The organism is Iodobacter violaceini (assembly GCF_011601265.1).
GTDB classification, from domain to species: Bacteria; Pseudomonadota; Gammaproteobacteria; order Burkholderiales; family Chitinibacteraceae; genus Iodobacter; species Iodobacter violaceini.
Genome location: NZ_JAAOLX010000021.1, coordinates 1 through 25,741, shown reverse-complemented (window position 1 = coordinate 25,741; position 25,741 = coordinate 1). Strand labels below are relative to the sequence as shown.

Sequence of the window (25,741 nt, the reverse complement as noted above, 5' to 3'; positions counted from 1 at the left end):
CGGTAAGTTCAGCATTGGCACGGATGGTAAGTGGACTTACACGCTGAACAATAACGATCCAGTTGTTCAGGCCTTAAAAGACGGCGATGTGAAGACCGAAACCTTCACCGTTAAATCCGCCGATGGCACGGAAAGCACCATCACCGTGACTGTGAACGGCACTAATGAAACCGCCACCGTCGGCCACGGCGCAGTGCAGGAAGATACCGTTCAAAGCAGCAGCGGCACACTGACCGCCACCGGCGGCGCAACCTTTGTGCCGCAAACCGATGCAGCAGGCACTTACGGTAAGTTAACGCTGGGCAGCGATGGCAAGTGGACTTACACGCTGAACAACGATGCGGATAATGTGCAAGCTCTTAAAACCGGCGAAACAAAAACCGAATCCTTCGATGTTGTACTGAGCGACGGCACCAAAACCACCATCACCATCGACGTGCAAGGTCTGGATGACAAGGCTGTGATCACCCCAGGCAAACCGGGTGACGATGCTGGCTCTGTCAAAGAAGATACAACACTGACGACCAGCGGAACCTTGCTGGTGAACGATAAAGATGCAGGTCAATCCAGCTTCCAGGCGCAGACGGATACCGATGGTACTTACGGCAAGTTCAGCATTGGTTCGGATGGTAAGTGGACTTACACGCTGAATAATAACGATCCAGTTGTTCAGGCCTTAAAAGACGGCGATGTGAAGACTGAAACCTTCACCGTTAAATCCGCCGATGGCACGGAAAGCACCATCACCGTGACCGTGAACGGCAGCAATGAAACCGCCACTGTCGGCCACGGCGCAGTGCAGGAAGACACCGTGCAAAGCAGCAGCGGCACGCTGACCGCTACCGGCGGCGCAACCTTTGTGCCGCAAACCGATGCCGCAGGCACTTACGGCAAGTTAACGCTGGGCAGCGATGGCAAGTGGACTTATACGCTGAACAACGATGCGGATAATGTGCAAGCCCTTAAAACCGGCGAAACAAAAACCGAATCCTTCAATGTAACACTGAGCGACGGCACCAAAACCACCATCACCATCGATGTGCAAGGTCTGGACGACAAGGCCGTGATCGGTCAAGGCCAAGGCGACATCGGCGCAGGCACAGTGAAAGAAGACACCGCAGCGCAAACAACTGCCACAGGCCACCTGAGCATAACCGACCCTGACGCGGGCCAAGCCAGCTTCACGCCACAAACAGTGAAGAACGCTTACGGCACCTTCACACTGCAAGCGAATGGCGACTGGAAGTTTGATATCGACAACAGCAGCGCCACGGTTCAGGCATTGCGAGAAGGCCAGCAGATCAAGTTTGATCTGCCGGTAACGAGTCTGGATGGCACGGCCGGCAAGGTCAGCATCACCGTGATCGGCACGAATGACGCCGCCATCATTGGTCAAGGCCAAGGCGACATCGGCACAGGTACCGTTAAAGAAGACACGCCAGCGCAAACTACCGCAAACGGTCATTTAACGATCACCGACAAAGACGCTGGTGAAGCCAGCTTCACACCGCAAACAGTGAAGAATGCTTATGGCACCTTCACGCTGCAAGCGAATGGCGACTGGAAGTTCGATATCGACAACAGCAGCGCCACAGTTCAGGCACTGAAAGAAGGCGAGCAGGCTAAGTTTGATCTGCCAGTGACAAGCCTGGATGGCACGGCAGGCAAGGTCAGCATTACCGTAATCGGCACAAACGATGCGCCAGCCAGCACAGGTGGCGCGGTCTCCGGCACAGAAGATACGGCTTATACCTTTAAATGGAACGACTTTAATGCCGCCGACAGCGATACTGCCGCAAGCGGCCTGTCGATCAGATTAAGCTCGCTTCCTGCTGATGGGGTATTGCAATTTAATGGCGTTGCCATTACCAATCCGGCCCAGCTCACAATTACTAAAGCTGATATTGATGCGGGCAAGCTGACCTTTGTGCCTGATGCAAATGAATCGGGGAACAATAGCTTTACCACGGCCGGTACAGGCGATCAAAAATCTGACTATGCCAAATTTGATTATCAGGTCAATGATGGCAGCGCCAGCAGCGACAAGGTCAGTATGGTGGTTGATATCAAACCGGTAGCCGATATGCCAGTAATCAGCATTGGCGGGATTAGCCTGGTGAATGGCTCCACAACCACGGTCACACCACCGAAAGGCAATGGTTTAACTCAGCAATACTATGCACCAGATGCCAGCGACAATCTGAACACCACCACGGCCAGAACACCAACGCGCATCGAAGCAGAGCTGGAAGGCAAAGTGCCAACCAGCACCACCGTGGTTACATCACCGGATGTTTATGTATCTAATGGCTCTGATGCGCCAAGCGGCATTGCAACCGATTCTGCCTACAGAGTAAGCGGGCTGGTTTACCTTGAAGAAGGCAAAAACTACACCTTCAGCGGCTATGTTGACGATACTTCCCTGCTGAAAATTGGCGGCGTAGAGCTGATGAACCGCCCTTATGATGGCTATGGCACATTTACAGCCACGCCATTTGTGCCAGGTAAATCGGGCTACTACACCGTTGAAATGATCGTCTACAACGCATCCAACGTAGGCGCGATGGATCTGAATGTCAGCGTCAATGGCGGAAAAGCCGTCGACTTTAACACCAGCAACTTCCAGCTCTACAGCAACCTGACTCAGCTTGAAAACAGCGGCGGCTTGCACAGCAATCTGGTGGCAACTGGCGATGGCGGCTACTACCCGCAGGGTATCAGCGGGCAGGAAGACAGCTTTATCAAGCTGTTTGGCTTAGCAGCAAAACTGAGCGACACCGATGGCTCTGAAAGCCTGCAAAGCCTTTCACTGACTGAGCTGAAAGCTGGCAGCACCGTGTTTGATGGTGTACATACCTATAACGTGCCTGCCGATGGTTCGGCGCTCAACCTGAAAGGCTGGGATTTAAACAATCTGCAAATCAGACCGCCGCTTAATTTCTTTGGTGAATATAAAGTCGGCCTGCAAGCAGTCAGCGTAGAAAACAGCACAGGTGAAACCGCCACCAACAATGCCTTTGTCGCTATTCAGGTAGCCAATAGCAACGATGCGCCTAACACCAGCGACGACAGCGCAAGCATCCGCGAAGACAGCTCACCCAATCCGGTTACCGGCAATGTGCTCAGCAACGATATCGATGTGGATGGCGATAAGCTGGTAGTTCAGGCCATTAACAACAATGCCGCCAATGTGGGTAAGGCGATCAGCGGTCAGTTTGGCCAGCTCACAATCAACCAGGATGGCAGCTATAGCTACACGCTGGATAACAGCAACCCGCGTGTAAATGCACTTAACGACAGAGACACCTTAAGCGAGAAATTCACCTACACCGCATCCGATGGCAAAGGCGGCACATCCACCGCCACACTCACGATCAATATCCAGGGCCATACCGATCCGGTTGTGATTATGGGCTCCAGCTTTAATGATCAGATTGGCGATATGTATGGCGAATCCAACAATCTGTGGACGGGTGAAAAAACCGAAGGCACGGTGATTGATCTGCAACTGGGCGGTGGCGCGGTTGCAGGTGCACCAAACCCAAACCCTGGCCAGCGCTTCCAGTACACCCAATCGGTGGATCAGGTAATCGATGCAGGTGGCGGCAACGACTATGTTGAATCAGGCCGTGGCGATGATGTGATTTATGCCGGGGACAGCGACTCTGCAGGTTACAAATTTGCAGATATTTTGGGCCATAAGCTGATGACGCTGGATTTAGGCTCTTTAGTAGACTCCAGCACCCAGCTGTTCAGTGCCGCAGTTGGCGTAAGCAATCCTAAGGCAGACGTAGTTAACGGTGGCAGCGGGCACGATGCCATCTTTGGTCAGTCAGGTGTGGATCTGCTGTATGGCCATACCGGCAACGATTACCTTGATGGTGGCAGCGATAACGATGCCTTGCGTGGCGGGCTTGGCCATGATGTATTACGCGGCGGCTCGGGTAACGACGTACTCAGAGGTGATGCAGGTGACGATGTCTTCCTTTGGATGCCGGGCGATCAGGCTGTTGCACGCGGCGCTACAGCAGCAGGCACAGGCAACGAGTTTGGTATTGGTGCCAATGTAAACGTGGTGAAAACCGCCACCGACGTGGTGATGGATTTCAATCAGAACACCACTTCAGGCAATAACGACAAGCTCGACATGCGTGATCTGCTGATTGGTGAAACGCATGGCAGCAACGATATTGGCAATCTGCTTAATTATCTGCACGTTGAAAAAACCGGTGGCAGCACGGTGATTCACGTCAGCACAGCAGGGGAATTTAATGCTGGCTACAACGCTGGCAAAGAAGACCAAACCATTATTCTGCAAGGGGTTGATCTGACTGGCGCAACTGATGCTGACATTCTGAAAAATCTGTTGCAAAACAATAAGCTGATCGTAGATTAAGCTTTAAAAAAAGCAAAGCAAACGGCTCCAGAGGGAGCCGTTTTTTTATGCGTCACCACCGCAAAAACCACAGCACACATACGCCGCACAAAACTGACAAAATTAAATAATAAATGTAAGTAATATGAAGCTTTTGTTTCATTTAAGTAAGTTAAGATCTCATCCCTGATCTGTAAACCACATTAGCGCCAGCGCAATAAAAAGAGAAATTTACTTTAATTTAAAGTCGCAACAGCCCCCCAAACGTACTCTGAACGGGCTGAAAAATACGGCTAATAACGAGAACCATCGCATGACTCAACCCGCATTTAACCGCGTATTCAATGTATTATTTTTATGCACCGCCAACTCAGCACGCAGCATTATGTCGGAAGGACTGCTAAATATTCTGGGGCATGGCCGGTTTAACGCTTACAGCGCAGGAACACATCCCAGCGGCGAAATCAACCGCTATACAATCGAGCTGCTGCAATCCATAGGCTATGACACCAGTCATTTGCATTCCAAATCATGGCAAGAATTTGAAGGACGCAATGCGCCACACATGGATATCGTAATTACGGTATGTGATGATGCCCGAGGTGAAGTATGCCCAAGCTGGCCAGGCCACCCTATCAGCGCGCATTGGGCTTATGAAGATCCAAGCGGGGAAACAGAAGAAGAAAAACACGCCTCATATTGCAAAATATTTGCACAAATCAAACGCAGAATTGATTTGCTGGTCAGCCTGCCCTCAGAAAAACTGGAGCACCTCACCCTTAACAATCTTGTGCAGGAAATAGGCCAAACACCCCTTAGCTAAGCCAGTCAGGCTAATCCTCCAGGCGGCGCAGCGCCTCTTCCTTTGATAAGGGCAAAAGCGTTTGCTGCGTGGCCAAAATAGCGGGCATCAGCAGCAATAATTCATCGCACAGGCGGCGGGTAGTCTGGCTGAGCTCAGCGCTCAGCCAATCGCAAGCGCCTGGCGTGCGCTCTTTTAGCTGTGGCTCTGGCAGCGCATTCAGCAATAAATCTGCATGCAAAAAACGGATGCCGTGGGCGGCACGAAACAGCGCTTTTACAATCGCCTGCCGCTGCCGCCCGCCATCTGCCAGCACGGCGGTTTTCTCAGCAATATCATCCATCCGGTCAAACAAGCTATATAAAGTGCGCTGCCCGCGCTGAATTGATTCAAAGCTCACCGTACTTTGCTCACACTCGCTTGCCGCTGCCGATATCAAGCCCCGCATCGCTACCAGCCGCGTATTAAAACGCCCCAGCGCCGCCTCGGTATCCAGTGGCACACGCCGCGCAATATGGCTATAAATCAGCGCCGATTCCCGCAAATTATCCGAAAGCAAAAAGCGCCAGTGATCAAGTGCCCGCTGCGGAAACAAAGACGCGGCCAGCATCGAAATCAAAGAGCCCAAAGCCACATTCGCCGTACGCCACAGCGACTCATCCACCGTGCCATCGCCCACACCGGCCACAATCACCAGCGTAATCCCTACCGTCAGCGCCGTATAACCCGCCTTACCAATTGCATGATAAGCGCTTAATAAAATCACCAGCACCATCCAGGCAAAAGACAGCAGCGGCGATACCCCATAGAGGGCCAAAGCCAGCAAACCCGCCAGCGCCCCCACCGTGGTCCCCACCGTGCGCTGCCGCGTCTTTTGCGCCACAGCGCCCAAATGCGGCACATTACCGAGCATCACCACAATGGTCACCAGCATCCAGCTGCCATGCTGAATCGGAAAACTAAGATTAATCATCAGGCCAAACAAAAACGCCAAAGCCACCCGCAAAGCATGGATCTGGCGATGATGCTGATAAAGAAACAGAGGATTTTTTACCGCGCGCCAAGGCGCAGTCAGAATTCGGGCTGGCTTCATAGGCCTAACTATAACAAAGCAAGCGATGCACAGAGAGGCTGACGTGAGTAATTACTCTGTTTACCGGCAAACCACATCATCAGCAATGATCTGCCCGGCTTAAGCCACATCAATTACGTAAAATTTATTTGCAATAAAAAAACGCGATGCCGCCAAAGCCACATCGCGTTTCCACTTCAAACAATCAAACCATTAAAATACTTTTGTACCTTTGGCACTATAAGGATATACGCCCGTGCACTCCGGAGGGCCATTACGCTTTTCAGTACGGGTATAAGTGCCTGATAATAATTTGCTGCTTATATCCAGGGTAAGATCCTGTGACCAGGTAATCAAACCCGTGCCACTGTCATTATTAAATTGCTCTGACTTAAAGTTATTCAGCGCAATTTTCCCCGGGTAATTAACTGCGATATCGGCAATCTTGCTGCCATCCCAAACCCGGTAAGTACCTTTACCATTGGCTTCTGGCTTAAACAACCAAAGAAAGCCTGTTGTTGAACCCGCCACACTATAATTGCACCTGCTAAACTCAGGCACTGCATTACTTTGCTGCCCAGTTAATACCCCAGTCCACATATCGTAGCTGCCATAGCGTTTACCACTTTTACGCGCGCCAACAATATCGTAAGTCCGCTTTTCTTCAAAAGTCAGCGCTTTGCTATTCGGATCAAATGTTTGATCAATGGTCTCACGCTTAACATAACCCAGCTTGGGAATATGCCAGCGTTTTTCTGTCCAGCTTGAAACAGAACTGTCTTTGTCGTCTTTATAAACTACATTTGTTTTTTCCTGGCTAACACAAGCTTCCAATACGCCCAATTTCGTTTCAATTTTCTCACGGCCTAAGAACCGATACTCTGATTTGATGCTATCGGTGCCCGTACCTTTTAACCAACTAATCGTTACTTTCCGTGTGTATTCAATATTTTTAGGCTGATCTTTGACCAGATCATTAATAGAAAACTCAGTCGTTGCATTCGCAGCCACACGTCGTTTTTGCCAATAGTTTACTTCGCCATTTTGCTCAGTTGCCACCTCGCCCCAACCAAGCATTTTTTTACCATCAGGCGAACGATATTCCTCTGCAGCTACCGTTAAAGGGTATTTTGTTTTTGAATAAGTATCCGTTAAATCTTCATTGATGACGTATTCGCTGGTTGTTTGTAATACCGACTCACCCTCAATATTAACCGGCTTGGCACTCACATCATAATCATGCTTAAAACTGCCACCAGTCCAGCCTTCTTTGAAATTACCCTTACCAGACCAATCAATTTTTTTGAGCCCATCCCAAGTAAATACAGCCAAATCGCTTTCACTGGTATCACTCGCTTTTAAATCCGCCGGCAAAGAAGCAATACATTGGCCTAAGGTTTCTTTTGCCGGGTCAACCGACACAACAGGCGTCGAAGTTGTGCTGCTTGCATCATCGCCACTGCCACCACAAGCCACCAATACAAGCGCAGCAGAAACGGCAAGCGCCATAGCACTATAAGGAGTTTTTTTCATTTTGACCGTTCATCAAGATAATTATGTGTAAGACTTGAATTATCTCAAATAATGTTTTGTAAGTATATGCTGATGAACTAATCATCCATGCTTTACATCAAAATATGCATAGATAATAAAGATAAAAGCCAGTCTACAGCGATCTCCCGCTACAAACTGGCCTATAAAGTTAAAACACTGCCCCACCCACAGCCAGTTATATAGTGGCCATCACTCCCCCTATCATCGAAGTGGCACTCACTTTTTATGAATAGGCCCCACACCAACGTTAGATAGCCCACTAAAATCCTTCCAATAACTTACAAACAACTCAATAAAACTACTGAAACTTCCAAGGGCCTAAAAAGAGCAGCACATCAGGCCTGCTGATCCTCATCTGCTTTAACCAGATATAAAAGCGTAAAACCAATAATCACCACCACACGAAAAGCAGCTTCCTGCCCATTCCAAATCGTGGATTGCCACATTAAAAACCACTCCCCACCAATGGTAATAAATCCTGTAAACCACAAGATAATCCCCAGGGTAAGCCCTGAAATGGCAATGCCCTTAGCCTCATTAAATGCTGAAGCATCTTTTATTGCCTTCAATAATCTATAGCCACCCAGCCAGCACAAAACAGCAATTAACAACTCAAAGCCAATTAAAAAATGATATGCCGCATGATGAATGAATGGCGAGCCAATAGATCGCCACATCACCGCATTATCAGGAAACGTGGTATCCATTTTTAAGACATGGTTCACAAATCGATAATTAGATTCATAATCCATCAGATTATTAATAGCCACTAAAGAAACAAACAATGCTACCGCCCAGACAAGGGCAATTTTAGAGAGTCTGGTATACATTAAATCCCCGGGAATTAAACTATAAGAAGGCACTTTAAATAAAATCAAACCGCCCTTAGTTTACCTTCGCCAAAGATAAAAAACACAGACTATAGAAATATTTTGTAATTAATAAGAAAGAATTTAATCTGGCAAGCGCCGGGGCACAGTAATACTGCGGATATCTGAAAGGGATCAAGAAATAGCAGGCACAAAAAAACCCTGACAAGTCAGGGTTTCATTGGGCTTCCTGGCGGAGAGAGGGGGATTCGAACCCCCGATAGGCTATTAACCTATACACGCTTTCCAGGCGTGCGACTTAAGCCACTCATCCATCTCTCCGCGAGAAGAGGCCGAATAATAATCAAGTTACCGGTGGTGCGCAAGCCCTTTCTGCGATTATTTTTCATTTTCTTTACAATTTTTCTGCGCCCCTGGCCCATTTTACTTAATAAAAATGGATATTTATTATATATATCAGGCAATTAGCTATAATTTACTCATTTAAAAAAAACAGGCAAATGTAAAAGAGATTTGCCTGCATCAGCGCACCCGAATAATTCAATTGGCATATATGGCGCTAATCAGTCGCAGCAAATGAATCACTAAAAACCTTATCATCGCCCTATCCGCTTAAAATAATGGGCACAGCTTGCTTAGGAAGCGCGTGCCTGCCTGTGCGGCACCCTTTGTACTGCAAGATATCCATCCTGTTAGCTCAGCCCGGCTATACGCCACTTTGAAATTCCATCTGATTGGTAGGCTGCGCCCCTGGCCTGCCGGCCTAAGGATTTGCAGCAGTGAATTGGCTTATCGCCGCCCAACAAAAAACACGCCACTCAAGCTGGATAAAATTGGTTTTGACTTCCCTGATAAAACAAAACCCACGCAAGGTGGGTTTTGTCGGTGCTTACTGCCTGAGATCAGCTTTAACCCACAACCGGGATTTTACCGATCTTAGCCTGCCAAATTTTTGGCGCAGTGGCGTGTACAGAGATACCTTGCGAATCCACCGCCACGGTAACCGGCATATCCACCACATCGAACTCGTAGATCGCCTCCATGCCCAGATCAGCAAAACCAACCACGCGACTGGCTTTGATGGCTTTGGAAACCAAGTAGGCGGCGCCGCCTACGGCCATTAGATAAACAGACTTGTGCTTTTTGATAGCATCGAGGCCAGCCGGGCCGCGCTCTGCCTTACCGATCATGCCCAAGAGGCCCGTTTCGGCCAGCACCTGCTCGGTAAATTTATCCATGCGCGTTGCGGTGGTCGGGCCTGCAGGGCCCACGATTTCATCACGCACCGGGTCTACCGGGCCAACGTAGTAAATAAAGCGGCCTGCAAAATCTACCGGCAGTTTTTCGCCTTTATTGAGCATATCCACCATGCGCTTATGCGCGGCATCGCGGCCGGTAAGCATTTTGCCGTTTAACAACAGGGTTTGGCCTGGCTGCCAGCTGGCCACATCTTCACGCGTTACTGTATTCAGATCAACACGGGTAGCGGCTGCTGAAGGAGTCCAGGTGACATCAGGCCAGTCTTCCAATTTAGGCGCTTCCAATACCGCCGGACCACTGCCATCCAAAGTGAAATGCACGTGACGGGTGGCCGCGCAGTTTGGAATCATGGCGATCGGCAGGCTGGCCGCGTGGGTAGGATAGTCTTTAATTTTGACATCCAGCACGGTGGCGAGGCCACCCAGACCCTGCGCACCGATGCCCAGCGCGTTTACTTTTTCGTACAGCTCGATACGCAGCTCTTCAGCGCGGGTTTGTGCGCCGCGTTCGATCAGCTCATGGATATCGATTTCTTCCATCAGCGCTTCTTTGGCCATGACCATGGCTTTTTCTGCCGTGCCGCCAATCCCGATGCCCAGCATACCCGGCGGGCACCAGCCTGCGCCCATCAGGGGCACAGTTTTAAGCACCCAATCCACAATCGAATCGGATGGGTTGAGCATGGCGAATTTAGATTTATTCTCGGAGCCGCCGCCTTTGGCTGCGATATCAATTTCTACCGTATTACCTTCCACTACTTCAAAGTGAATCACGGCGGGGGTATTGTCTTTGGTGTTCTGGCGCTTGCCAGCGGGGTCTTGCAAGATGGACGCACGCAGTTTGTTATCCGGGTGCAGATAGGCGCGGCGCACGCCTTCATTAATCATATCAGTGAGGCTCATGGTGGCGTCGGCCCACTGCACATTCATGCCGACGCGTACAAAACAGGTGACGATGCCGGTATCCTGGCAAATAGGGCGGTGGCCTTCGGCGCACATGCGGCTATTGGTCAGGATTTGTGCAATCGCATCTTTTGCGGCTGGGGATTCTTCTTTTTCATAAGCCACACCCAAAGCCTGGATGTAATCCTTAGGGTGGTAGTAGCTGATGTATTGCAGGCTGTCGCTAATGCTATCGATTACGTCTTGCTGACGGATTGTTGTCATCTTCTGGTCCCAGTGGTTTTACAGGATGACGCAATTGTAGCGCAAGCGCGGGTCAGAAAATATTAGCGCTAACAGCCAGCTCAACGTTTAGATCAATATCATCTAGTTGCAATGTAATTCAATTACAATAGCTTTTATTACACTTACACTACAGACCATAATCATGCTTGATCGTCACTCTGGCGTTGCCCTCTGGCGACAAATTGAAGATTCTCTGGCACGCGATATCGGCAACAAGCTGCTGCGGGATCGCATGCCGAATGAAACCGAGCTGGCCACGCAATTTGCCGTCAACCGCCATACCATACGGCGGGCTCTGCAGGCACTTGAAGCGCGTGGCTTAGTCAGAATAGAGCAAGGCCGTGGCACTTTTGTGCAAGAAGAAATGATTGATTATCAGCTGGGCCGCCGCACACGTTTTTCGCATAGCTTACAAAAGCAACGCCTTGCCGGGCAAAGCCATGTATTAAACGTAAAAGCCGAAGCCGCCAACCCGGAAATTTGTCAGCACCTCGCCATTGCCACAGAAAGCCATGTTTTACATATCGAGGCGCTGGATATTGTGGATGAGCGCGTTGTGGGCGTATGCCATCAATATTTCCCCCTGCCGCGCTTTCAGGGCTTTGAGGCGTTTTACACCAGTCAGCCCAATACTAATCTGGCGCTTAAAGCCTTTGGTATTGAACAATGCCAGCGCAAATCATCCCGCATCAGTGCACGCCTGCCTGAAAGCGGCCAGGCACAACTTTTATCACAAACTAAATTTCAGCCGCTTCTTTGTGTAGAAAGTGTTTACAGTGATGCAAACAGCCAGATTATTGAATATGGCATTACGCATTTCACTGGCGATGCCGTACAAATTTACTTAGAAGCCGAAACATTTTAAGCCATGCCAGAGATCACTACCCCACAAAACTTACGCCGGTTTATTGCAATGAATCAGCCACTGGGCTGGATAGAAGACGCCAGCCTGCCCTTTTTGCAAGCCGCACTAGGGGCGGCAGCAGTGCAAATCAGTGATGATGCAATCTGCGCAGACCCTAGCCTCAGCGCCAGCGCGCTGGAAAGTGCGCTGGCGCAAGCCGCATTGCAAATGCGCGATGCCGGGTGGATTAAGGGCTGGCGCAATGAACGCTACACGGTGTTTGCCAGCGATCAGGCCGGGGGACTGGATTTAGCCCGGCCATTGTTCGAGCTGGAACGCGCCGCCTTTCGCCGCTTTGGCCTGACCAGCCGTGCGGTGCATATCAATGGCTACAACAGCGCCGGGCTGTGGATTGCCCAGCGTGCAAGCAGCAAAGCCATCGATCCAGATAAGCTGGACAATCTTGCGGCGGGCGGTATATCCGCAGGGGAAAAAGCATGGGATTGTGTAATCAGAGAGCTGGCAGAAGAAGCCGGCATCCCTGCCCAATTAGCCAGTCAGGCCGTCACCAGCGGCAGCCTGCGTACCACGAGGGCAGAGGCCGATGGCTGGCACGACGAAATCATCTGCACCTATGATTTACTGCTGCCTGAAGATTTTGTGCCCATAAATACCGATGGCGAAGTGGCAGGCTTTCAGCACCTTGGTTTTGATCAGATCCGATCAATCCTGCCCAGGATGACACTGGATGCGGCGGCAGTAACGCAGGCGTTTTTGCAACAACACCTTATTTAATTAATTAAAAATCATTTAAAAGCGCCGAGGGTGGTAAAAAGGGCTTCCAAAATGCAGCATCGTATTTCCACCATGCATGCCCCCCCATCGGCACCCTGCCCCCATTCACCTTATAGTAATAAGCGGGCTTTAATTCCAAAGAAAATAAAGAAGCGGTTATTTCATTTGGAATAATAAAATCAGCAGATAAAGCGCCCATATAAGAAAAAAACAAATCTTCACTGGAGCCTGCAGCAAGAAAAACCGCGAGAGCTACAGGGAACTCCTCAAGCAAACTGATGCATTTTTTGGTTCTGCGTAAACTGAATCCGCCATTGCCCACAAAGACTTTAATCACCTTGCCATATTCGCCTTCAAACAAGCCAAGATTCACAAATAACTCATTACCATCGGGCCAGGGCGCGCCAATATAGTCAAAGGGTTTATTGATCCATACATCCAGATCATCACGCAAAACAATGGCATCTGTTTGCAAGATCAATATAAATTCATATGCATCAAAGCGCTGATAAAAAGAATCAGCCAAAAGCAGGCGGTTATAGCCTTCAACACTTGCAAAATAATGATCTTCAAAACACACAAAAGAGATATCAGGATAATTGGCCTGATAATAAGCACGATCAATACTTTCTGGCGCAATAAATTGTGCTTTTCGTCCGGCCAGAGCTTGCAAAGAAACATCCAGAGAATATCGCTCTATTTCAGTAAGCGCTGGCTTATAGAGCGGAATAAGCACAATAACTTGTTCTGGCATAAAAACCTTGTAATCAGCTTGATCTGTTAAAGGCTACGCGGCACATGCTCTGACAGCGGCAATCACCTGCTCTGCATCGCTCTGACTCATCACAGGACTAATGGGCAGGCTGAGCACCTGCTGATGTATTTTTTCTGCTACAGGCAGGGATAATTGATTAAATGATTTATAAGCCCCCTGCTGATGAGGTGCAACCGGGTAATGAATCAGAGTAGCAATACCCCGCTCTGCCAGCTTATTTTGTAATTCATCTCTTTTTGCAGAACGCAGTACATATAAATGCCATACGGGAGATACTCCCTCAGGCACAGAGGGCAAATGCAATGGCAGGCCTTGCAAGCCTTCAGTATATTGCTGCGCAATCCGGCAACGCTGCTGAGTTTCTGCATCTAAATGAGGCAGCTTTACACTAAGCAGAGCCGCTTGCAATTCATCCAGCCGGCAATTAAAGCCCTGCTCTTCATTATAATATTTTACTTTTGAGCCATAATTTAAAAGCATGCGCACATTTTCTGTCAGCAAATCATCATTGCTGGTAACCGCCCCGGCATCGCCCAATGCACCTAAATTTTTTCCCGGGTAAAAACTAAATCCTGCAGCATGGCCAAGCCCCCCCACTTTTCTGCCTTTATATAAAGCACCATGCGCCTGGGCCGCATCTTCAATTACTTTTAAATTGTACTGATTGGCAACAGCCATAATTGCATCCATATCAGCAGGCTGCCCATACAGATGCGCGGCGATAATCGCTTTGGTTCGCGGCGTAATGGCCGCTTCAATTAAAGCCGGGTCAAGATTATAAGTGGATTCAAGCGGCTCAACCGGCACGGGCACAGCCCCGGCATAAGTCACCGCCAGCCATGTGGCAATATAGGTATTAGAGGGCACAATCACCTCATCACCCGCTCCAATTCCATAAGCACGTAAAATTAAATGCAGAGCATCAAGGCCGTTGCTCACCCCGGCGCAATGCTTTGTTTCACAATAGCTGGCGAAAGATTTTTCAAAGAGATTTAATTCTTCTCCCAGAATATAGCGGCCTGAATCCAACACCCGCTCAAATGCCTGAATTAATTCAGCACGATGCAGTGCATTAATCGATTTCAAATCCAGAAAAGGAATATTATTTTTCATTATTCAAGTGTTTTTACAAAACGGGCAGGCACGCCTGCTACTAATGTTTTTTCTTTTACATCTTTAGTCACAACCGAACCAGCGCCTACCGTAGCGCCTTGCCCAACCCGAATAGCCGGCAATAATGATGCGCCCACACCAATGACCACATGATCTTCAATTGTGGGGCCAACCACATGCGATGAATATCCTTCTCTTACCGCATTATCATTCGTTGTGCCTACATGCAGGCTGATAAATACATCATCACCAATAACCGCATTCCCGGTGATATGGCTGCAATCCATTATTTTAGTGCGGCTGCCAATTTTAGTATTGTAATTCACCGTCACATACCGGCTTAAAATACAAAAACTGCCCACACTGCATTTCTCTCTGATTGAAGCTCCGTCACCCAACAGAGTATTATTGCCGATAATCACATCATAAAAAATAACCGAATTGGGGCCAATTGAACACTCGTCTCCAATTTGGACCACTTTATCAAACTCCGGCATACGTGCCAAAGCGCCTGCCCCCTTAGGCTCTTTGCCAATAAAGGCCCCCGGAAACACCTCTACAGCACGCCCTATACTTACCCCATCAGCAATAACCACATGGGGATGAATCACACTATCATCGCCAATCACACACTCACCTATCACAGCAAAAGGCATGACTGTGACATTAGCCCCTAATTTTGCTTTTTCTGAAATAACAGCAGAAGGATGAATCATGATATGGCACTCACGGCTTGATTAGTAAATTCTTCATAGCTACGAATATAGTCTGACTCATCGTAATAATCATCGGTTAATACCAATAAAACACAGTCATCACTAAAATCATACATTTCCCGCCAAATCATCGACTCAATTAATAAGCCTTGTGCCGGATTGTCTAATAAAAGCTCAATTTTTTCCTTACCATCATCCAGCAAAAAACGGCAAGATCCCCTCAATGAAATCGCTACCTGCTTCAATGTCTTGTGAGCATGAAACCCGCGGCGAACGCCTTCTTTTGTGCCAAACAAATAGTAAACACGCTTAATTGGAAAAGGGATGTTTTTTTGCTCTTCAAGCGAAACCAATGAGCCCCTATCATCCCCGTGCTTTTGTAGTTGAATAAATTTAATTTGCATAATAACCTCTGCATCAAAAAACACCGGATCCGCATAAGTAAAATAATCAGCAAAAACCAACTGGCAAACTACAAAATCGCACTAGGCATGATAAGTACTCAGATAAGAGTCGTGAAATGCATAATCATTTCTTAAAATACCATCTACAGCACGCTGCACACGTAATAAAATATCATTACAACGTGTATCTGCATGATGTCTTGCCAAACCATCAAGCACTCTTTGAATTAAACCGTTTTCACCATTTTCATTAAATACACTGATGGCTGATTTTGCAATTTCATGAGGCTCTACAAGACCATTTAAATCGTAATATAATGGCGAAGTACCTAAATAAGCCACTTCAGGCATATTTTGATAGAAAGCAGGTAAAATAGGAATACCCCCCGTCAGCAGGGCGTTATATACGCGAATAGGAACCCCCCCTAAGACAGGCATAATCCAGTGCGTTTTATATGCCCCCCATTCTTTCAAATTTTCTAAATCAGAACGTCCTTTAAAATCATTATTGGCAAATGCAACAGTTGGAAAATGCTGCATCACCGAAGCAATTGCGCGATTACGCCTGGCATACTTTTCATAGTGCACATGCATACCAAAAGGCCCGTCGGCTCTTTCAGATAATAATAGTTCCAGATTATTTAACACAAAGGTTCTGGACCATTGATGAACACAGGCAAAAACGGGGCCGATTACGCAGGGGTTAAAATGCGATAAAGCAAAAACGGTTTCTGATGATGCTGATATATAAACATCACAATGAATGGCACACAAAGCACTCATTTGCAGCCAATGCTGGGAGTCCCAATCCCATATTACAAAAAGGGCCTGTGGATTTTTATTATAAAAATCAATGTACGCGGGTAAATCTTTGCCTATATCGTTATTTAGTAAAATAAACACTGCGCCTTTGGGGATATTCGCAGGCGGCTTATGTAAAAAATCGCTGGCCAGATGAACAAAATGCACATCTTCGCTCATTGATCTGGCATGCACAAGATGAGCACCTAAATACACCGTGCTTATTTTTGAAAAATCAGTGGCCGTTAATTTTTTAATTAAGTCATTTTTTTTATTAAACAACAGAGAGTCCAGCAAAGGGTCTTGCAAAAGGCTTGCAAATTGTCCTGATGTTGCAGCCAGCTTTTCAATCAGTTGGTAAATTTCATTCATAAGCCCTCCCGAACCATGATGAGCGAGTTCTTTATCCACATCTGTTAAAAGGCGTTTTTTCCATTCAGAAACGGGTTTGTATCTGTTCTTAAAAAACGCCATTCAGGATTTTGCTGAGCCAGCATATCAAACAGCTCCGGCGTCACTGTATTTTTAAAAAATACCGCCTGCACATAGCTGGCCACTACCTCACCCGCATGCATGGCCGTGGTTAATTGCTCGGTGCGTGTGCGGGTGGATTCCCATATGGGATCGCCATCATTACACATGGCAAATTCGCAGCCCGGAGTATAGACATCCATCATTTTTTTACTGGCAATGCCTCTTATATTTAAACCATAGGCAATTTTTTCTAATTCACGCGTGGAATACTGATAAACATAATTGCCAACCGATTCATAATGAGGCTGGCTCTGATCCACGCGGCAGGGGTAATCTACCCAAGGGTCTTGTGGCTCGATTACCACCACGCCGTAGCGCGCCACGCGAAACATTTCATAAATTGCCGCATAGGGCCTGCTCATATGATGCAATGCTTCTTTGCATAAAATAAAATCAAATGAATTATCAGCAAAACTAAGTGCTTCTGCATTTTCAATTGATATATTCTGAATAAAACCGGCCGCTTTGGTTTCTGCCAGTACAGCGTCATCCAAATCAGTTGCTAATACTTCGCGAAAGCCTGCCTGCAATAAACGCCATGCATCGTAGCCTGCACCATCGCCCACGGTCAGCCATGAAAAATCTTTTAAGCCACCTAATACTTCAAATACCGCGGCATATAAACGGGTTTGCCGCCAATAGCCCACACTGCTTGATGTCCACCATGAATCGTATAAGGTACGGTGATGCGCATCGGTCATAAATTCAGCCCAATGCTTTTCATGGATCTCATTCATCGACATAGCAGCAGCCTTTTATCTCATCATCAAATTAAAATGCAGCGATTAAATTACCCTGGAATTTCTACTTTTTGCATCACCGTAAGCAAATGCGGGCCGCGCCACTCTTGCAATTTAATTTCAAATGCACCGTTAAACCCATAGGCGGCAGCCCAGCGATTTACATTATCAAAATAAGCCTGGAAAGTTTGATCGGTAATAATATTAACGTGAGTCGGATCGCGAAACGCTTCCGGGTGAGGGTAAGCGGGCGTAAAAGACAGAAATTGCCCGCCCACTTTTAATACCCGATAAACTTCATTCATGACTTCAACAAACGCATTTCTGCGATTGGGCACATAAATCACACGGGGAACATGCTCTAAAAAATCGTGAGCTGTGACAAAATCAAAATACCCATCTTCAAAAGGAATAGGGTCAAGCACTAAATCAGCACATTTGATATTTGCATCCAAATCTTCCCTGACATCAATGCCAAACACTTCATCGGCATTAAATGGGTTTTTGGGGCTGGGCCCGCAACCAATATCCAAGCTTCGTGTCATACCATCCCCTTTTGTTTATGCTTTCACTATAGTGCTCATCAGCTTAATTCATCTTTAAATTCACCCAGCTGCTGAGCCCGCCACATAGCGATATAGTTGTTTTCTAAGTTTTTACAAAGCCCTTCAGTATCAAACAGGGCAAAGCTTGCCTTGTGCTCTTTTAATTTCTGTTTCAGGGCATGTAATTGCCTGGTATCCAAAGCCAGCGCCAGAATTTTTGCCTCGTATTCTGCTAATGAATGGGTAATCAATTCTGGCAGGCCAATCGCATTGAGCAGGCTGCCGGCCACCCGGGAGGGAAAGGAATTCCCCATATAAGTGACTACGGGCAAGCCGGCCATCAGGGCATCGGCGGCGGTGGTGTGGGCATTGTAGGGATGGGTATCTAAGAAAATATCGGCCTGGCGATAGCGTGCCAGATGGTCTTCTACCAGCGGCACCCGGCTGGCGAATACCAGCCGGTCTGGATCAACGCCTCTTGCACCGGCCTCTTTGCGCAAATTACGCTGGGATGCCTCCCCGCGTGACATCAACCACAGTACGCTGCCCGGCACTTTTGTAAGCAGCCGCATCCAGACATCAAATACTGCGGGTGAAATTTTGTAATCATGGCTAAAGGAACAAAACACAATGCCGTTATCGGGCAAGCCACATTCGCTGCGCGTGGGGGTGCGATCGGCAATTTGAACGCTGCTGTCGGTTGGTAAATAGGTATCGGGCAGATACACTACTTTTTCGGTGTAAAACTGCTGCTGCTCCGGCGGAATAATAAACCGGTCGGCAATAATATAATCAATATAATCAGCGCCCATTGTGCCCGGATAGCCAAGGTAATTCACCTGAACAGGCGCCGGTCTGAAGGCCAGAATATCGGTGCGGGTATCCGAGGTATACCCGCCCAAATCCACAATAATATCGGCTTCCATATCGCGCAGCATTTGGGCAACCTGCTCCGATCCCATTTCCCGCACATCAATAAACTGATCAAATGCTTTAATCATTCGTGCGCGTAAGCGGCTCTGATCATCAATCCCCAGTGAAATTGCGATTGTTTCAAAACGCGATTTATCATGGTGTTCAAACACGCCTGCCATTAAATGGCCCACCGGGTGCTCGCGTAAATCAGGGGATAAATAGACTAATTTTATTTTTTTATGCCGGTATCGTTCCCCTTGCCAGAGGGACTTTGCATTTTTAGGGCAATACTGATCGGCAAATATTTTAGCGGCCAGTAAATGATCTGCCGCATTATCAGAGGCCGACATAAAGGCCAGTGATTTACACGTACGCTCGCCTTTACGAATACCATCGACAATCTGTTGCGTGAGCAAATTAAAATCTGCCCAGTCGCAAATATGCATGCGCTCGTAAAATAACAGCCCTAAACCATAATTGTAGGAGGGGTCAATTTGTATCAGGCGTTGAAATATCGCAATGGCTTGCTCGCTTTGCTTAAACTCAGTCAGCAAAATACCGCTATTGCCCAGCGCTGCCACATGATCAGGGTTGATTCTTAATATCTGCTGAAATCTTTCCAGTGCTTCCAGGTGCCGGTACATGCTTCTGAGCAATACGCCGCTATTTAGTAATACGCTGACATCATCGGGCTGAATTTCCAAAGCCAGATCAAAGCTTTTAAGCGCCCCTTCCCTGTCCCCCATGCCTTGCAGGATAGAGCCGTGTAAATATCTTAAGGGTGCAAATTGCGGCGCTGCACTCACTCCACGCTCGCAAAGCTGCAATGCCAAAGAAGAATCACCCGAATTAAGCGCAATAAGCCCTAAGGAATAAAGTGCTGCGGCATTATTTGGATCTTCATCCAGAATCTCAATAAAAACCTTACCTGCAGCAGCAATCTCTCCCTTATTTTGTAATTCAATGGCTTGGATCAGTTTGTCAGCAGCAGGCATTGTTATGCTCTTTTTAGCAAATGAATACGAATAAATAAAACGCAAGGCTGATGATTAAGGCTCTCTGATTGCCTCGCCCATTGCCTTGGTCAGCGGCCAGATTAAATAGGAAATCACCGAGCGCTTACCCACGACTATTTCAGCAGAAAGCGTCATACCGGGTAATAAGCGTGATTTGCCTGTCATCATTTTTAGCTTATTTGGCCCTAAATTAATATGGCTGATATAAAAAGCATCTGCGCCACGCGGGGCCGTTTCATTGCGAAAAGAATCTTCGCTAATGGTGCGTACCTTTCCCTCTAACATGCCGTGCTTTTGAAAAGGAAAAGCATCCAGTTTCATATGCACCGGATCACCTTCTTTAATATAGCCAATATCCAGCGAATCAATTTTGGCTTCAACTTCCAGCACCGCCCCCAATGGAACCAGAGTAAACATCTGCTCTGCTTCTTTCAAAACAGAGCCCTGAGACAGCTTGGCAATATCGAGCACTACGGCATCCACAGGGGAAACCAGCGAAACCATTTGCCGCCTGCGATCAGACTTTTGTAATTGCTCATTCAGGGTATCGCGCTCACGCGTGGCAGCCAGCATGTCTTCCATTACTTTTTGCCGCCAGCCATTGGCAAAAGCCATTTTTTCAGCCTGCAAAGCACCCTGCTCTTTAAGCAACTCCAGCTCTTTATTTTGCACCAGGCCTAAATCCCGTTCGATTTCTAAGCGCCGGTCCCGGACTTCAAGCAAACGCAGCTTTGAATCGTATTGCTGTGCGGCGGCTTTTTCCTGCATAGCTTCGATTTCTACCATTGATTTCAGCCGTTTGGATAAAACCTGAAAATCATGACGGTTAGACTGCAGCGAGGCCCCCAGCCGGGCAAGGTTTTGCTCAATTTTGGCCGATTGCGCTCTGAAATTTGCTTGCCGCTCATTCAGAATCTGAGACTGCAAAACAGTATCGGCATCGGTGCTGGTGTTGCTTTTGGATTTACCCGTCAGCTCGGCCTGCAAGCTGGCAATCTGTGTTTCCAGGCTTTGTAAGCGTGCCCGCAGCTGGGCATCGTCAGCTTGCGCAAAAGTGGGATCGAGCGTGGCTAAAAGCTGGCCCTTACGCACCACCTGCCCAACGCGCACTTCAATGCGCTGAATAATCGATGTTTCAAAGGGCTGAACCACAATATTAGGAGAGGGATTTACCAAGCGCCCCTGTGCCACCACCACTTGCTCTACTTCAGAAAAGTTCGCCCAAAGCAAAAAACTGATAAAGGTAATCAATAAAACCAGCATGGTGCTGCGCACATAAAACGGCAGCTGCCGCTGCTCGATTTCATCGGCATCAGGCAGAAAATCGACCGCGGCCGATTCCTTTTTGCCTTTTTTCTCTACAGGTGGCTTGTTTGCTGATGCCATAGATGTTGGTATGTCTCACAGCGGGTTAAGAGTTCTTCGTGGCGGCCGCTATCCATCAGCTGGCCCTGCTGCATCACCAGTATAGTGTGCGCATTCACCAGCGTGGACAGACGGTGGGAAATCATAATCACCGTGCGGCCCACGGCTATCTTAGATAAATTGCGGATAAAAATAGCCTCACTTTCCGGGTCTAATGCGCTGGCCGCTTCATCCAGAATCAAAACACGGGGCTTGGCCAGCAACGAGCGGGCAATGGATAAACGCTGCTTTTGCCCGCCGGATAAATTAGAGGCGTTTTCTTCCAGCATGGTGTCGTAGCCCTGCGGCATACGCTCGATAAATTCATCGGCCCCTGCGGCCTCTGCTGCGGCCACAATTTCTTCAAGCGAGGCATCGGGCTTGGTCACCACCAGGTTTTGCCGGACAGTACCGCGAAACAGAAAGTTTTCCTGCAAAACCACACCAATCTGCCGCCGTAAATGAGATAGCTCTATTTCACGCGCATCCATACCATCAAAACGGATAATCCCTCCCTGCAAGGCATAAAGCCCTTGAATCAGCTTGGTGACGGTGGTTTTGCCAGAGCCGCTGCGCCCGACAATGCCCACCACCGCACCAGAGGGAATCGTAAAGCTGGCGCTATTGAGTGCAGTAGCGGTTGCACCAGGGTAGCGAAAGCTCACTTCATCAAACACAATTTCACCAACCAATTGTGGCCGCAAGCCACCCGCGCCTACCCGGCCTTCGGGCGGGCGATTCATAACTTCACCCATCATCCTTACTGATAAAGCGGTTTCCTGGTATTCATTCACAAGGCCCACAATGGCAATCAGGGGCTGAACAACACGGCTGGACATCATTTGAAATGCAATCAGCGCCCCCACCGTTAAGGTTTGATCAAACACATCCTGTGCGCCGATCACAATCACCACCACAGGCAGTAATTTGCCTAAAAAGTCAGTAAATGCATTACCAATAATCGATATCTGCCCCACTTTAAAATGCAGGGTAATGGCTTCAGCCGATAGCTGATCCCAAGTGCGGCGCTGCTTGGGCTCAATCGCCAGCGCTTTTACTGTGCGCATACCATGTATGGTTTCCACCATCATGGCTTGCCGCTGGCCTTCGGCCGAATAAAGATTATTTAAACGCCGCTGATATGTAGGCACCATCGCCGCAACAATACTGGCAATCATGGCGGTAAATAACAGCACAATCATGGATAGTTTGCTTGAATAAGAAAATAAAACAGGCAGAAAAATAAGCAGTGAAATTAAATCAAGCCCGGTAAAAAACAATCTGCCAGTCAGAAAACTACGAATTTTTTCTAATTGCTGCATATGCCGGGAAACCACACCCGCCGAATTACTCTCAAAATAATCAATCGGCAAAGAGAGTAAGTGCCCGAACACCCGCCGGGTAAGGCGCATATCAATTTTATTTGTGGCGGCCAGGGTGAGAATCTGACGTAAAAAACCAAAAGTCGTATCAAATAACAGCGCCAGCACAATTCCGGCTGCAAGCACCCAAAGGGTAGAAACACTTTGGTGTGTTAATACTTTATCAATAACAAGCTGAAAAAAAACAGGAGAAGCCAGGGATAATAATTGCATTACCACGGCGGCAATAAAAATATCGCGAAAAGCGTTTTTTTGCTTGGCAATTTCAGGCAGAAACCAGGTTAATCCAAAGGGCTGATTCGGGTCTGCCAGCTTATGCTCGCGCTTGGCAAAAAACACCTCACCAGCCCAGCGGCTGCAAAAGGTTGCCTGATCCTCCAGCAATACTTCAGACTGGCTGGCGGCAGGATCAATCAGTGCAATTTTATTCCCCCCTTCACCATCGGGGCGAACGCCCACCACAATCACCGCATGATCAAAGCTGGTGCGCGCAATCAGAGGAAAAACCCCAACCTGAGCAATTAAGCCCGCCCAGGTCAGCTTATCGCTCCTGGCTTTTAAGCCGATATCATTGGCAATACGCAGAAGTACGGAATTAGCCGGCTCTTCATTTCCCAAAGCATATTCATCAATCAGGCGCTCCGGATTGATCTGTAAACCATGGTGCTGGGCAATCGCAGCCAGGCACTGAATAACAGTATGCAGTGGTTTATCCAACATTATAAAAAATAGTCTTTATATAAGGAGGGGATAAAATAAACAATGGTTTTTATCATTTAACTATTTTTATTGAGTATAACGCAGCAGATGTAATACGCGATTAATTTTTGAATGGATTAAATATTTAACAACACATCAGAGAGCCTTTGATTAAATAAGCGCCCCTGCCAGTAAATCCCGCTAAGCCAGATCGCCCTTTTTTGCGCACAGCAAAGATATGAAGAATTCTGATCATTCTGTGCGCTGCTTAAATAACTGGAGCAGAATTCTTTCCAGTTATTCAATACGCTTACTGCTTACCAAGCCAGCGTTTAATACGAGATCAGCGAGTCATCTGCAAAAAAGCGGGCAAAAAAACGGGTAAGGCGGTTTCGCCCTACCCGTTCACTTTGCCTGATGTAAGCCACTGGCAATGTTTACTTCACAGCCAGAATACCCGCATCTCCAGCACGGCCAAGGCCATTTAAGTGAAGTTTTTGCTCGGCAGAAACCAGAGAATCACCAGCAGATTCAATCAATTTGCCGTTGGCATCAAATTGCTTCAGCAGATCAGTCATTTGCCCTACATGATCAGCAGAGACCAGCGTGAGGCTGGTATCAGCAGGCAATTGATCTTTCAATGCACCCACACCTGCTGCCGCTTGTTTCTCTCCTTCTTCAAAGGCTGAAATGGCCTGCACTAAATCAACCACTTTCGAGCGCATATCCGGAGCGGCAGTGGCCGGGTTATCCGCCACAAACCAGACGTCGGCAGCGGCATGGCTGGATCCATCGGTGCTTTGATACGTGGATTTCAGCCCTACAAAATTGCCGTTATCTTTTTCTGCGGTTTTGCTCACATCCAGATTCAGCTTGGCAATATCAAGAGACGCCAGTGTTTTCAGCTCAGATGCCTGGCTTATACCATCCGCGTTTTCATCCAGCCAGACTCGCAGATCATTAAAGCCATCGTCCTTAATATCTACCGTGCCATCCTGATTACTATCCAGTCCGGCCAGTGCGGCATAACCATCAGCGGCTTTTTCTCCTGAACTCAGTACCGCAGATGTACCAAACAGCTCTTTACCATCGTTAATCACACCATCGTGATTGCGATCCATAACCAGCAGGCCATCGCCGCTGCCTACCCAGCCTGTGTTGACTTTGTCACCGGAGGCATACAAATCAAATTTCACGCCATCCGTAATGCTTAAGGTATCCACCTTCCCATTCTTGTTCAAATCAAGAATCAGCGGGCTGCCCAGGGCCAGATGAGAAATCTGATCCGTCGTAAAGGCCTGAATCTGCGACGTAGTCATTTGCATCACTTGCGTCGTGGTAATTGCAGCAACCTGATTCGTGGTCAATGCCTGAATCTGGTTCGTGCCAAGCACAATAATTTGCTGAGTGGTCAGCGCTGCAATTGCCCTGGTGCTTAACACCACCAGATCAGAGGTTTCCAGAGCAGCCACACTACTGGTCGAAAGCGCAGCAACCTGAGCAGAATTCAATACCGAAGCCTGATCAGAAGTCAGCGCAACCGCCTGAGCCGTTGTTAAAGCCCCCATTTGTTTTGTAGTAAGCCCAACAAAGGATGTGGTGATTAAGGCCGCCAGATCAGTTGTTTCCAGTGCGGCAATATTAGTCGAAGACAATGCCGCCACTTGATTCGAGCTCAGTACCGCCGCTTGCAGCGCAGTCAGTGCCACAATCTGATCAGTAGTAAACCCGGTAGCAAGGCTGGCCGATGTTAATGCGACGACCTGATCGGTTGTCAGCTTGGCAACCTGAGCCGTGGTCAGCACATTCACTTGCGCAGTATTCAGTGCTGCGATGCCGCTGGTTTTAAGAACCACTAAATCACGGGTTTCAAGAGCCGCCACACTGCCAGTGGAGAGCGCGGCAATTTGTGATGAAGACAGCGTCGCGGCCTGATCCGTGGTCAGCGCAACAGTTTGATCCGTGGTCAGTGCACGCA

At 48.1% G+C, this 25,741-nt stretch carries 19 protein-coding genes and 1 tRNA gene; 4 read left to right on the top strand and 16 right to left on the bottom strand.

The genetic code is table 11. The annotated features are described in order from the left end of the window. Together HA050_RS21460 and HA050_RS21455 are read left to right on the top strand one after the other, a co-directional pair. On the top strand, nt 1–4,396 hold a 4,396-nt coding region (locus HA050_RS21460; RefSeq protein WP_166830508.1), incomplete at its 5' end, for a VCBS domain-containing protein. Between the two features lie 292 nt (nt 4,397–4,688). Then, nucleotides 4,689–5,198, top strand: a complete 510-nt coding sequence (locus HA050_RS21455) for an arsenate reductase ArsC (RefSeq protein WP_166830506.1) — start codon at nt 4,689–4,691, stop codon at nt 5,196–5,198. A 10-nt stretch (nt 5,199–5,208) separates the two neighbouring features. Here the strand turns inward: HA050_RS21455 and HA050_RS21450 are convergent, their stop codons facing one another. The 5 genes from HA050_RS21450 to HA050_RS21430 form a co-directional block, all read right to left on the bottom strand. Beyond that, complete coding sequence (locus HA050_RS21450) at nt 5,209–6,270, bottom strand: FUSC family protein (RefSeq protein WP_166830505.1); 1,062 nt, start codon at nt 6,268–6,270, stop codon at nt 5,209–5,211. A 192-nt stretch (nt 6,271–6,462) separates the two neighbouring features. Continuing rightward, a complete protein-coding gene (locus HA050_RS21445) occupies nt 6,463–7,782 on the bottom strand; it encodes a hypothetical protein (protein WP_166830504.1) in 1,320 nt (439 codons plus the stop codon). Nucleotides 7,783–8,138: 356 nt separating this feature from the next. Further along, entirely contained in the window at nt 8,139–8,681 is a 543-nt protein-coding gene (locus HA050_RS21440; RefSeq protein WP_205836549.1) for a DUF2165 family protein, read from the bottom strand. A gap of 182 nt (nt 8,682–8,863) precedes the next feature. Next, nucleotides 8,864–8,954, bottom strand: a tRNA-Ser gene (locus HA050_RS21435). A 587-nt stretch (nt 8,955–9,541) separates the two neighbouring features. Next, nucleotides 9,542–11,059 (bottom strand): fumarate hydratase, encoded by a 1,518-nt coding sequence (locus tag HA050_RS21430; RefSeq protein WP_166830502.1) that lies wholly within the window; start codon nt 11,057–11,059, stop codon nt 9,542–9,544. Between the two features lie 163 nt (nt 11,060–11,222). On the opposite strand from HA050_RS21430, the gene phnF reads away from it, so the two are divergent. Both phnF and HA050_RS21420 read left to right on the top strand, forming a co-directional pair. Continuing rightward, nucleotides 11,223–11,945 (top strand): phosphonate metabolism transcriptional regulator PhnF, encoded by a 723-nt coding sequence (gene phnF / locus HA050_RS21425; RefSeq protein ID WP_166830501.1) that lies wholly within the window; start codon nt 11,223–11,225, stop codon nt 11,943–11,945. Between the two features lie 3 nt (nt 11,946–11,948). Then, on the top strand, nt 11,949–12,719 hold the full coding sequence (locus tag HA050_RS21420; RefSeq protein ID WP_166830500.1) for an NUDIX hydrolase: 771 nt from the start codon (nt 11,949–11,951) through the stop codon (nt 12,717–12,719). Between the two features lie 4 nt (nt 12,720–12,723). On the opposite strand, the gene HA050_RS21415 is transcribed toward HA050_RS21420, so the two are convergent. From HA050_RS21415 to HA050_RS21365, 11 genes are all read right to left on the bottom strand, one after another. Beyond that, the gene (locus HA050_RS21415; RefSeq protein ID WP_166830498.1) at nt 12,724–13,473 is read right to left on the bottom strand and encodes a DUF5672 family protein; all 750 of its coding nucleotides are present in this window, start codon (nt 13,471–13,473) and stop codon (nt 12,724–12,726) included. Between the two features lie 33 nt (nt 13,474–13,506). Then, nucleotides 13,507–14,607, bottom strand: coding sequence for a DegT/DnrJ/EryC1/StrS family aminotransferase (locus HA050_RS21410; RefSeq protein ID WP_166830497.1), 1,101 nt, complete (start codon nt 14,605–14,607; stop codon nt 13,507–13,509). After that, nucleotides 14,607–15,323 (bottom strand): DapH/DapD/GlmU-related protein, encoded by a 717-nt coding sequence (locus tag HA050_RS21405; RefSeq protein ID WP_166830496.1) that lies wholly within the window; start codon nt 15,321–15,323, stop codon nt 14,607–14,609. Before HA050_RS21405 ends, HA050_RS21410 begins: the two co-directional genes overlap by 1 nt. Continuing rightward, nucleotides 15,320–15,727 carry a sugar 3,4-ketoisomerase gene (locus HA050_RS21400; RefSeq protein WP_099396344.1) on the bottom strand — a complete coding sequence of 136 codons (408 nt, stop codon included), beginning with the start codon at nt 15,725–15,727 and terminating at the stop codon, nt 15,320–15,322. The genes HA050_RS21405 and HA050_RS21400 overlap by 4 nt, the downstream gene beginning before the upstream one ends. 81 nt (nt 15,728–15,808) lie before the next feature. Continuing rightward, nucleotides 15,809–17,002, bottom strand: a complete 1,194-nt coding sequence (locus tag HA050_RS21395; protein ID WP_166830495.1) for a hypothetical protein — start codon at nt 17,000–17,002, stop codon at nt 15,809–15,811. Next, a complete protein-coding gene (locus HA050_RS21390) occupies nt 16,945–17,805 on the bottom strand; it encodes a class I SAM-dependent methyltransferase (protein ID WP_166830493.1) in 861 nt (286 codons plus the stop codon). Before HA050_RS21390 ends, HA050_RS21395 begins: the two co-directional genes overlap by 58 nt. Nucleotides 17,806–17,852: 47 nt before the next feature. Next, entirely contained in the window at nt 17,853–18,347 is a 495-nt protein-coding gene (locus HA050_RS21385; RefSeq protein WP_166830492.1) for a methyltransferase domain-containing protein, read from the bottom strand. Between the two features lie 38 nt (nt 18,348–18,385). Beyond that, entirely contained in the window at nt 18,386–20,257 is a 1,872-nt protein-coding gene (locus tag HA050_RS21380; RefSeq protein WP_166830490.1) for an O-linked N-acetylglucosamine transferase, SPINDLY family protein, read from the bottom strand. Between the two features lie 54 nt (nt 20,258–20,311). Next, the gene (locus HA050_RS21375; RefSeq protein WP_099396329.1) at nt 20,312–21,664 is read right to left on the bottom strand and encodes an HlyD family type I secretion periplasmic adaptor subunit; all 1,353 of its coding nucleotides are present in this window, start codon (nt 21,662–21,664) and stop codon (nt 20,312–20,314) included. Next, entirely contained in the window at nt 21,637–23,784 is a 2,148-nt protein-coding gene (locus HA050_RS21370) for a peptidase domain-containing ABC transporter (protein WP_166830489.1), read from the bottom strand. Before HA050_RS21370 ends, HA050_RS21375 begins: the two co-directional genes overlap by 28 nt. Nucleotides 23,785–24,200: 416 nt before the next feature. Then, nucleotides 24,201–25,741, bottom strand: a 1,541-nt coding sequence (locus HA050_RS21365) for an SPM autocatalytic domain-containing protein (RefSeq protein WP_332841477.1), incomplete at its 5' end; no start/stop codon positions are given.

What these genes read in the sequence shown, in the direction of transcription:
- HA050_RS21455 (WP_166830506.1), top strand. Translation starts at nt 4,689, where the DNA reads ATGACTCAACCCGCATTTAACCGCGTATTCAATGTATTATTTTTATGC.
- HA050_RS21450 (WP_166830505.1), bottom strand. Translation starts at nt 6,270, where the DNA reads ATGAAGCCAGCCCGAATTCTGACTGCGCCTTGGCGCGCGGTAAAAAAT.
- HA050_RS21445 (WP_166830504.1), bottom strand. Translation starts at nt 7,782, where the DNA reads ATGAAAAAAACTCCTTATAGTGCTATGGCGCTTGCCGTTTCTGCTGCG.
- HA050_RS21430 (WP_166830502.1), bottom strand. Translation starts at nt 11,059, where the DNA reads ATGACAACAATCCGTCAGCAAGACGTAATCGATAGCATTAGCGACAGC.
- phnF (WP_166830501.1), top strand. Translation starts at nt 11,223, where the DNA reads ATGCTTGATCGTCACTCTGGCGTTGCCCTCTGGCGACAAATTGAAGAT.
- HA050_RS21420 (WP_166830500.1), top strand. Translation starts at nt 11,949, where the DNA reads ATGCCAGAGATCACTACCCCACAAAACTTACGCCGGTTTATTGCAATG.
- HA050_RS21415 (WP_166830498.1), bottom strand. Translation starts at nt 13,473, where the DNA reads ATGCCAGAACAAGTTATTGTGCTTATTCCGCTCTATAAGCCAGCGCTT.
- HA050_RS21410 (WP_166830497.1), bottom strand. Translation starts at nt 14,607, where the DNA reads ATGAAAAATAATATTCCTTTTCTGGATTTGAAATCGATTAATGCACTG.
- HA050_RS21405 (WP_166830496.1), bottom strand. Translation starts at nt 15,323, where the DNA reads ATGATTCATCCTTCTGCTGTTATTTCAGAAAAAGCAAAATTAGGGGCT.
- HA050_RS21400 (WP_099396344.1), bottom strand. Translation starts at nt 15,727, where the DNA reads ATGCAAATTAAATTTATTCAACTACAAAAGCACGGGGATGATAGGGGC.
- HA050_RS21395 (WP_166830495.1), bottom strand. Translation starts at nt 17,002, where the DNA reads ATGGCGTTTTTTAAGAACAGATACAAACCCGTTTCTGAATGGAAAAAA.
- HA050_RS21390 (WP_166830493.1), bottom strand. Translation starts at nt 17,805, where the DNA reads ATGTCGATGAATGAGATCCATGAAAAGCATTGGGCTGAATTTATGACC.
- HA050_RS21385 (WP_166830492.1), bottom strand. Translation starts at nt 18,347, where the DNA reads ATGACACGAAGCTTGGATATTGGTTGCGGGCCCAGCCCCAAAAACCCA.
- HA050_RS21380 (WP_166830490.1), bottom strand. Translation starts at nt 20,257, where the DNA reads ATGCCTGCTGCTGACAAACTGATCCAAGCCATTGAATTACAAAATAAG.
- HA050_RS21375 (WP_099396329.1), bottom strand. Translation starts at nt 21,664, where the DNA reads ATGGCATCAGCAAACAAGCCACCTGTAGAGAAAAAAGGCAAAAAGGAA.
- HA050_RS21370 (WP_166830489.1), bottom strand. Translation starts at nt 23,784, where the DNA reads ATGTTGGATAAACCACTGCATACTGTTATTCAGTGCCTGGCTGCGATT.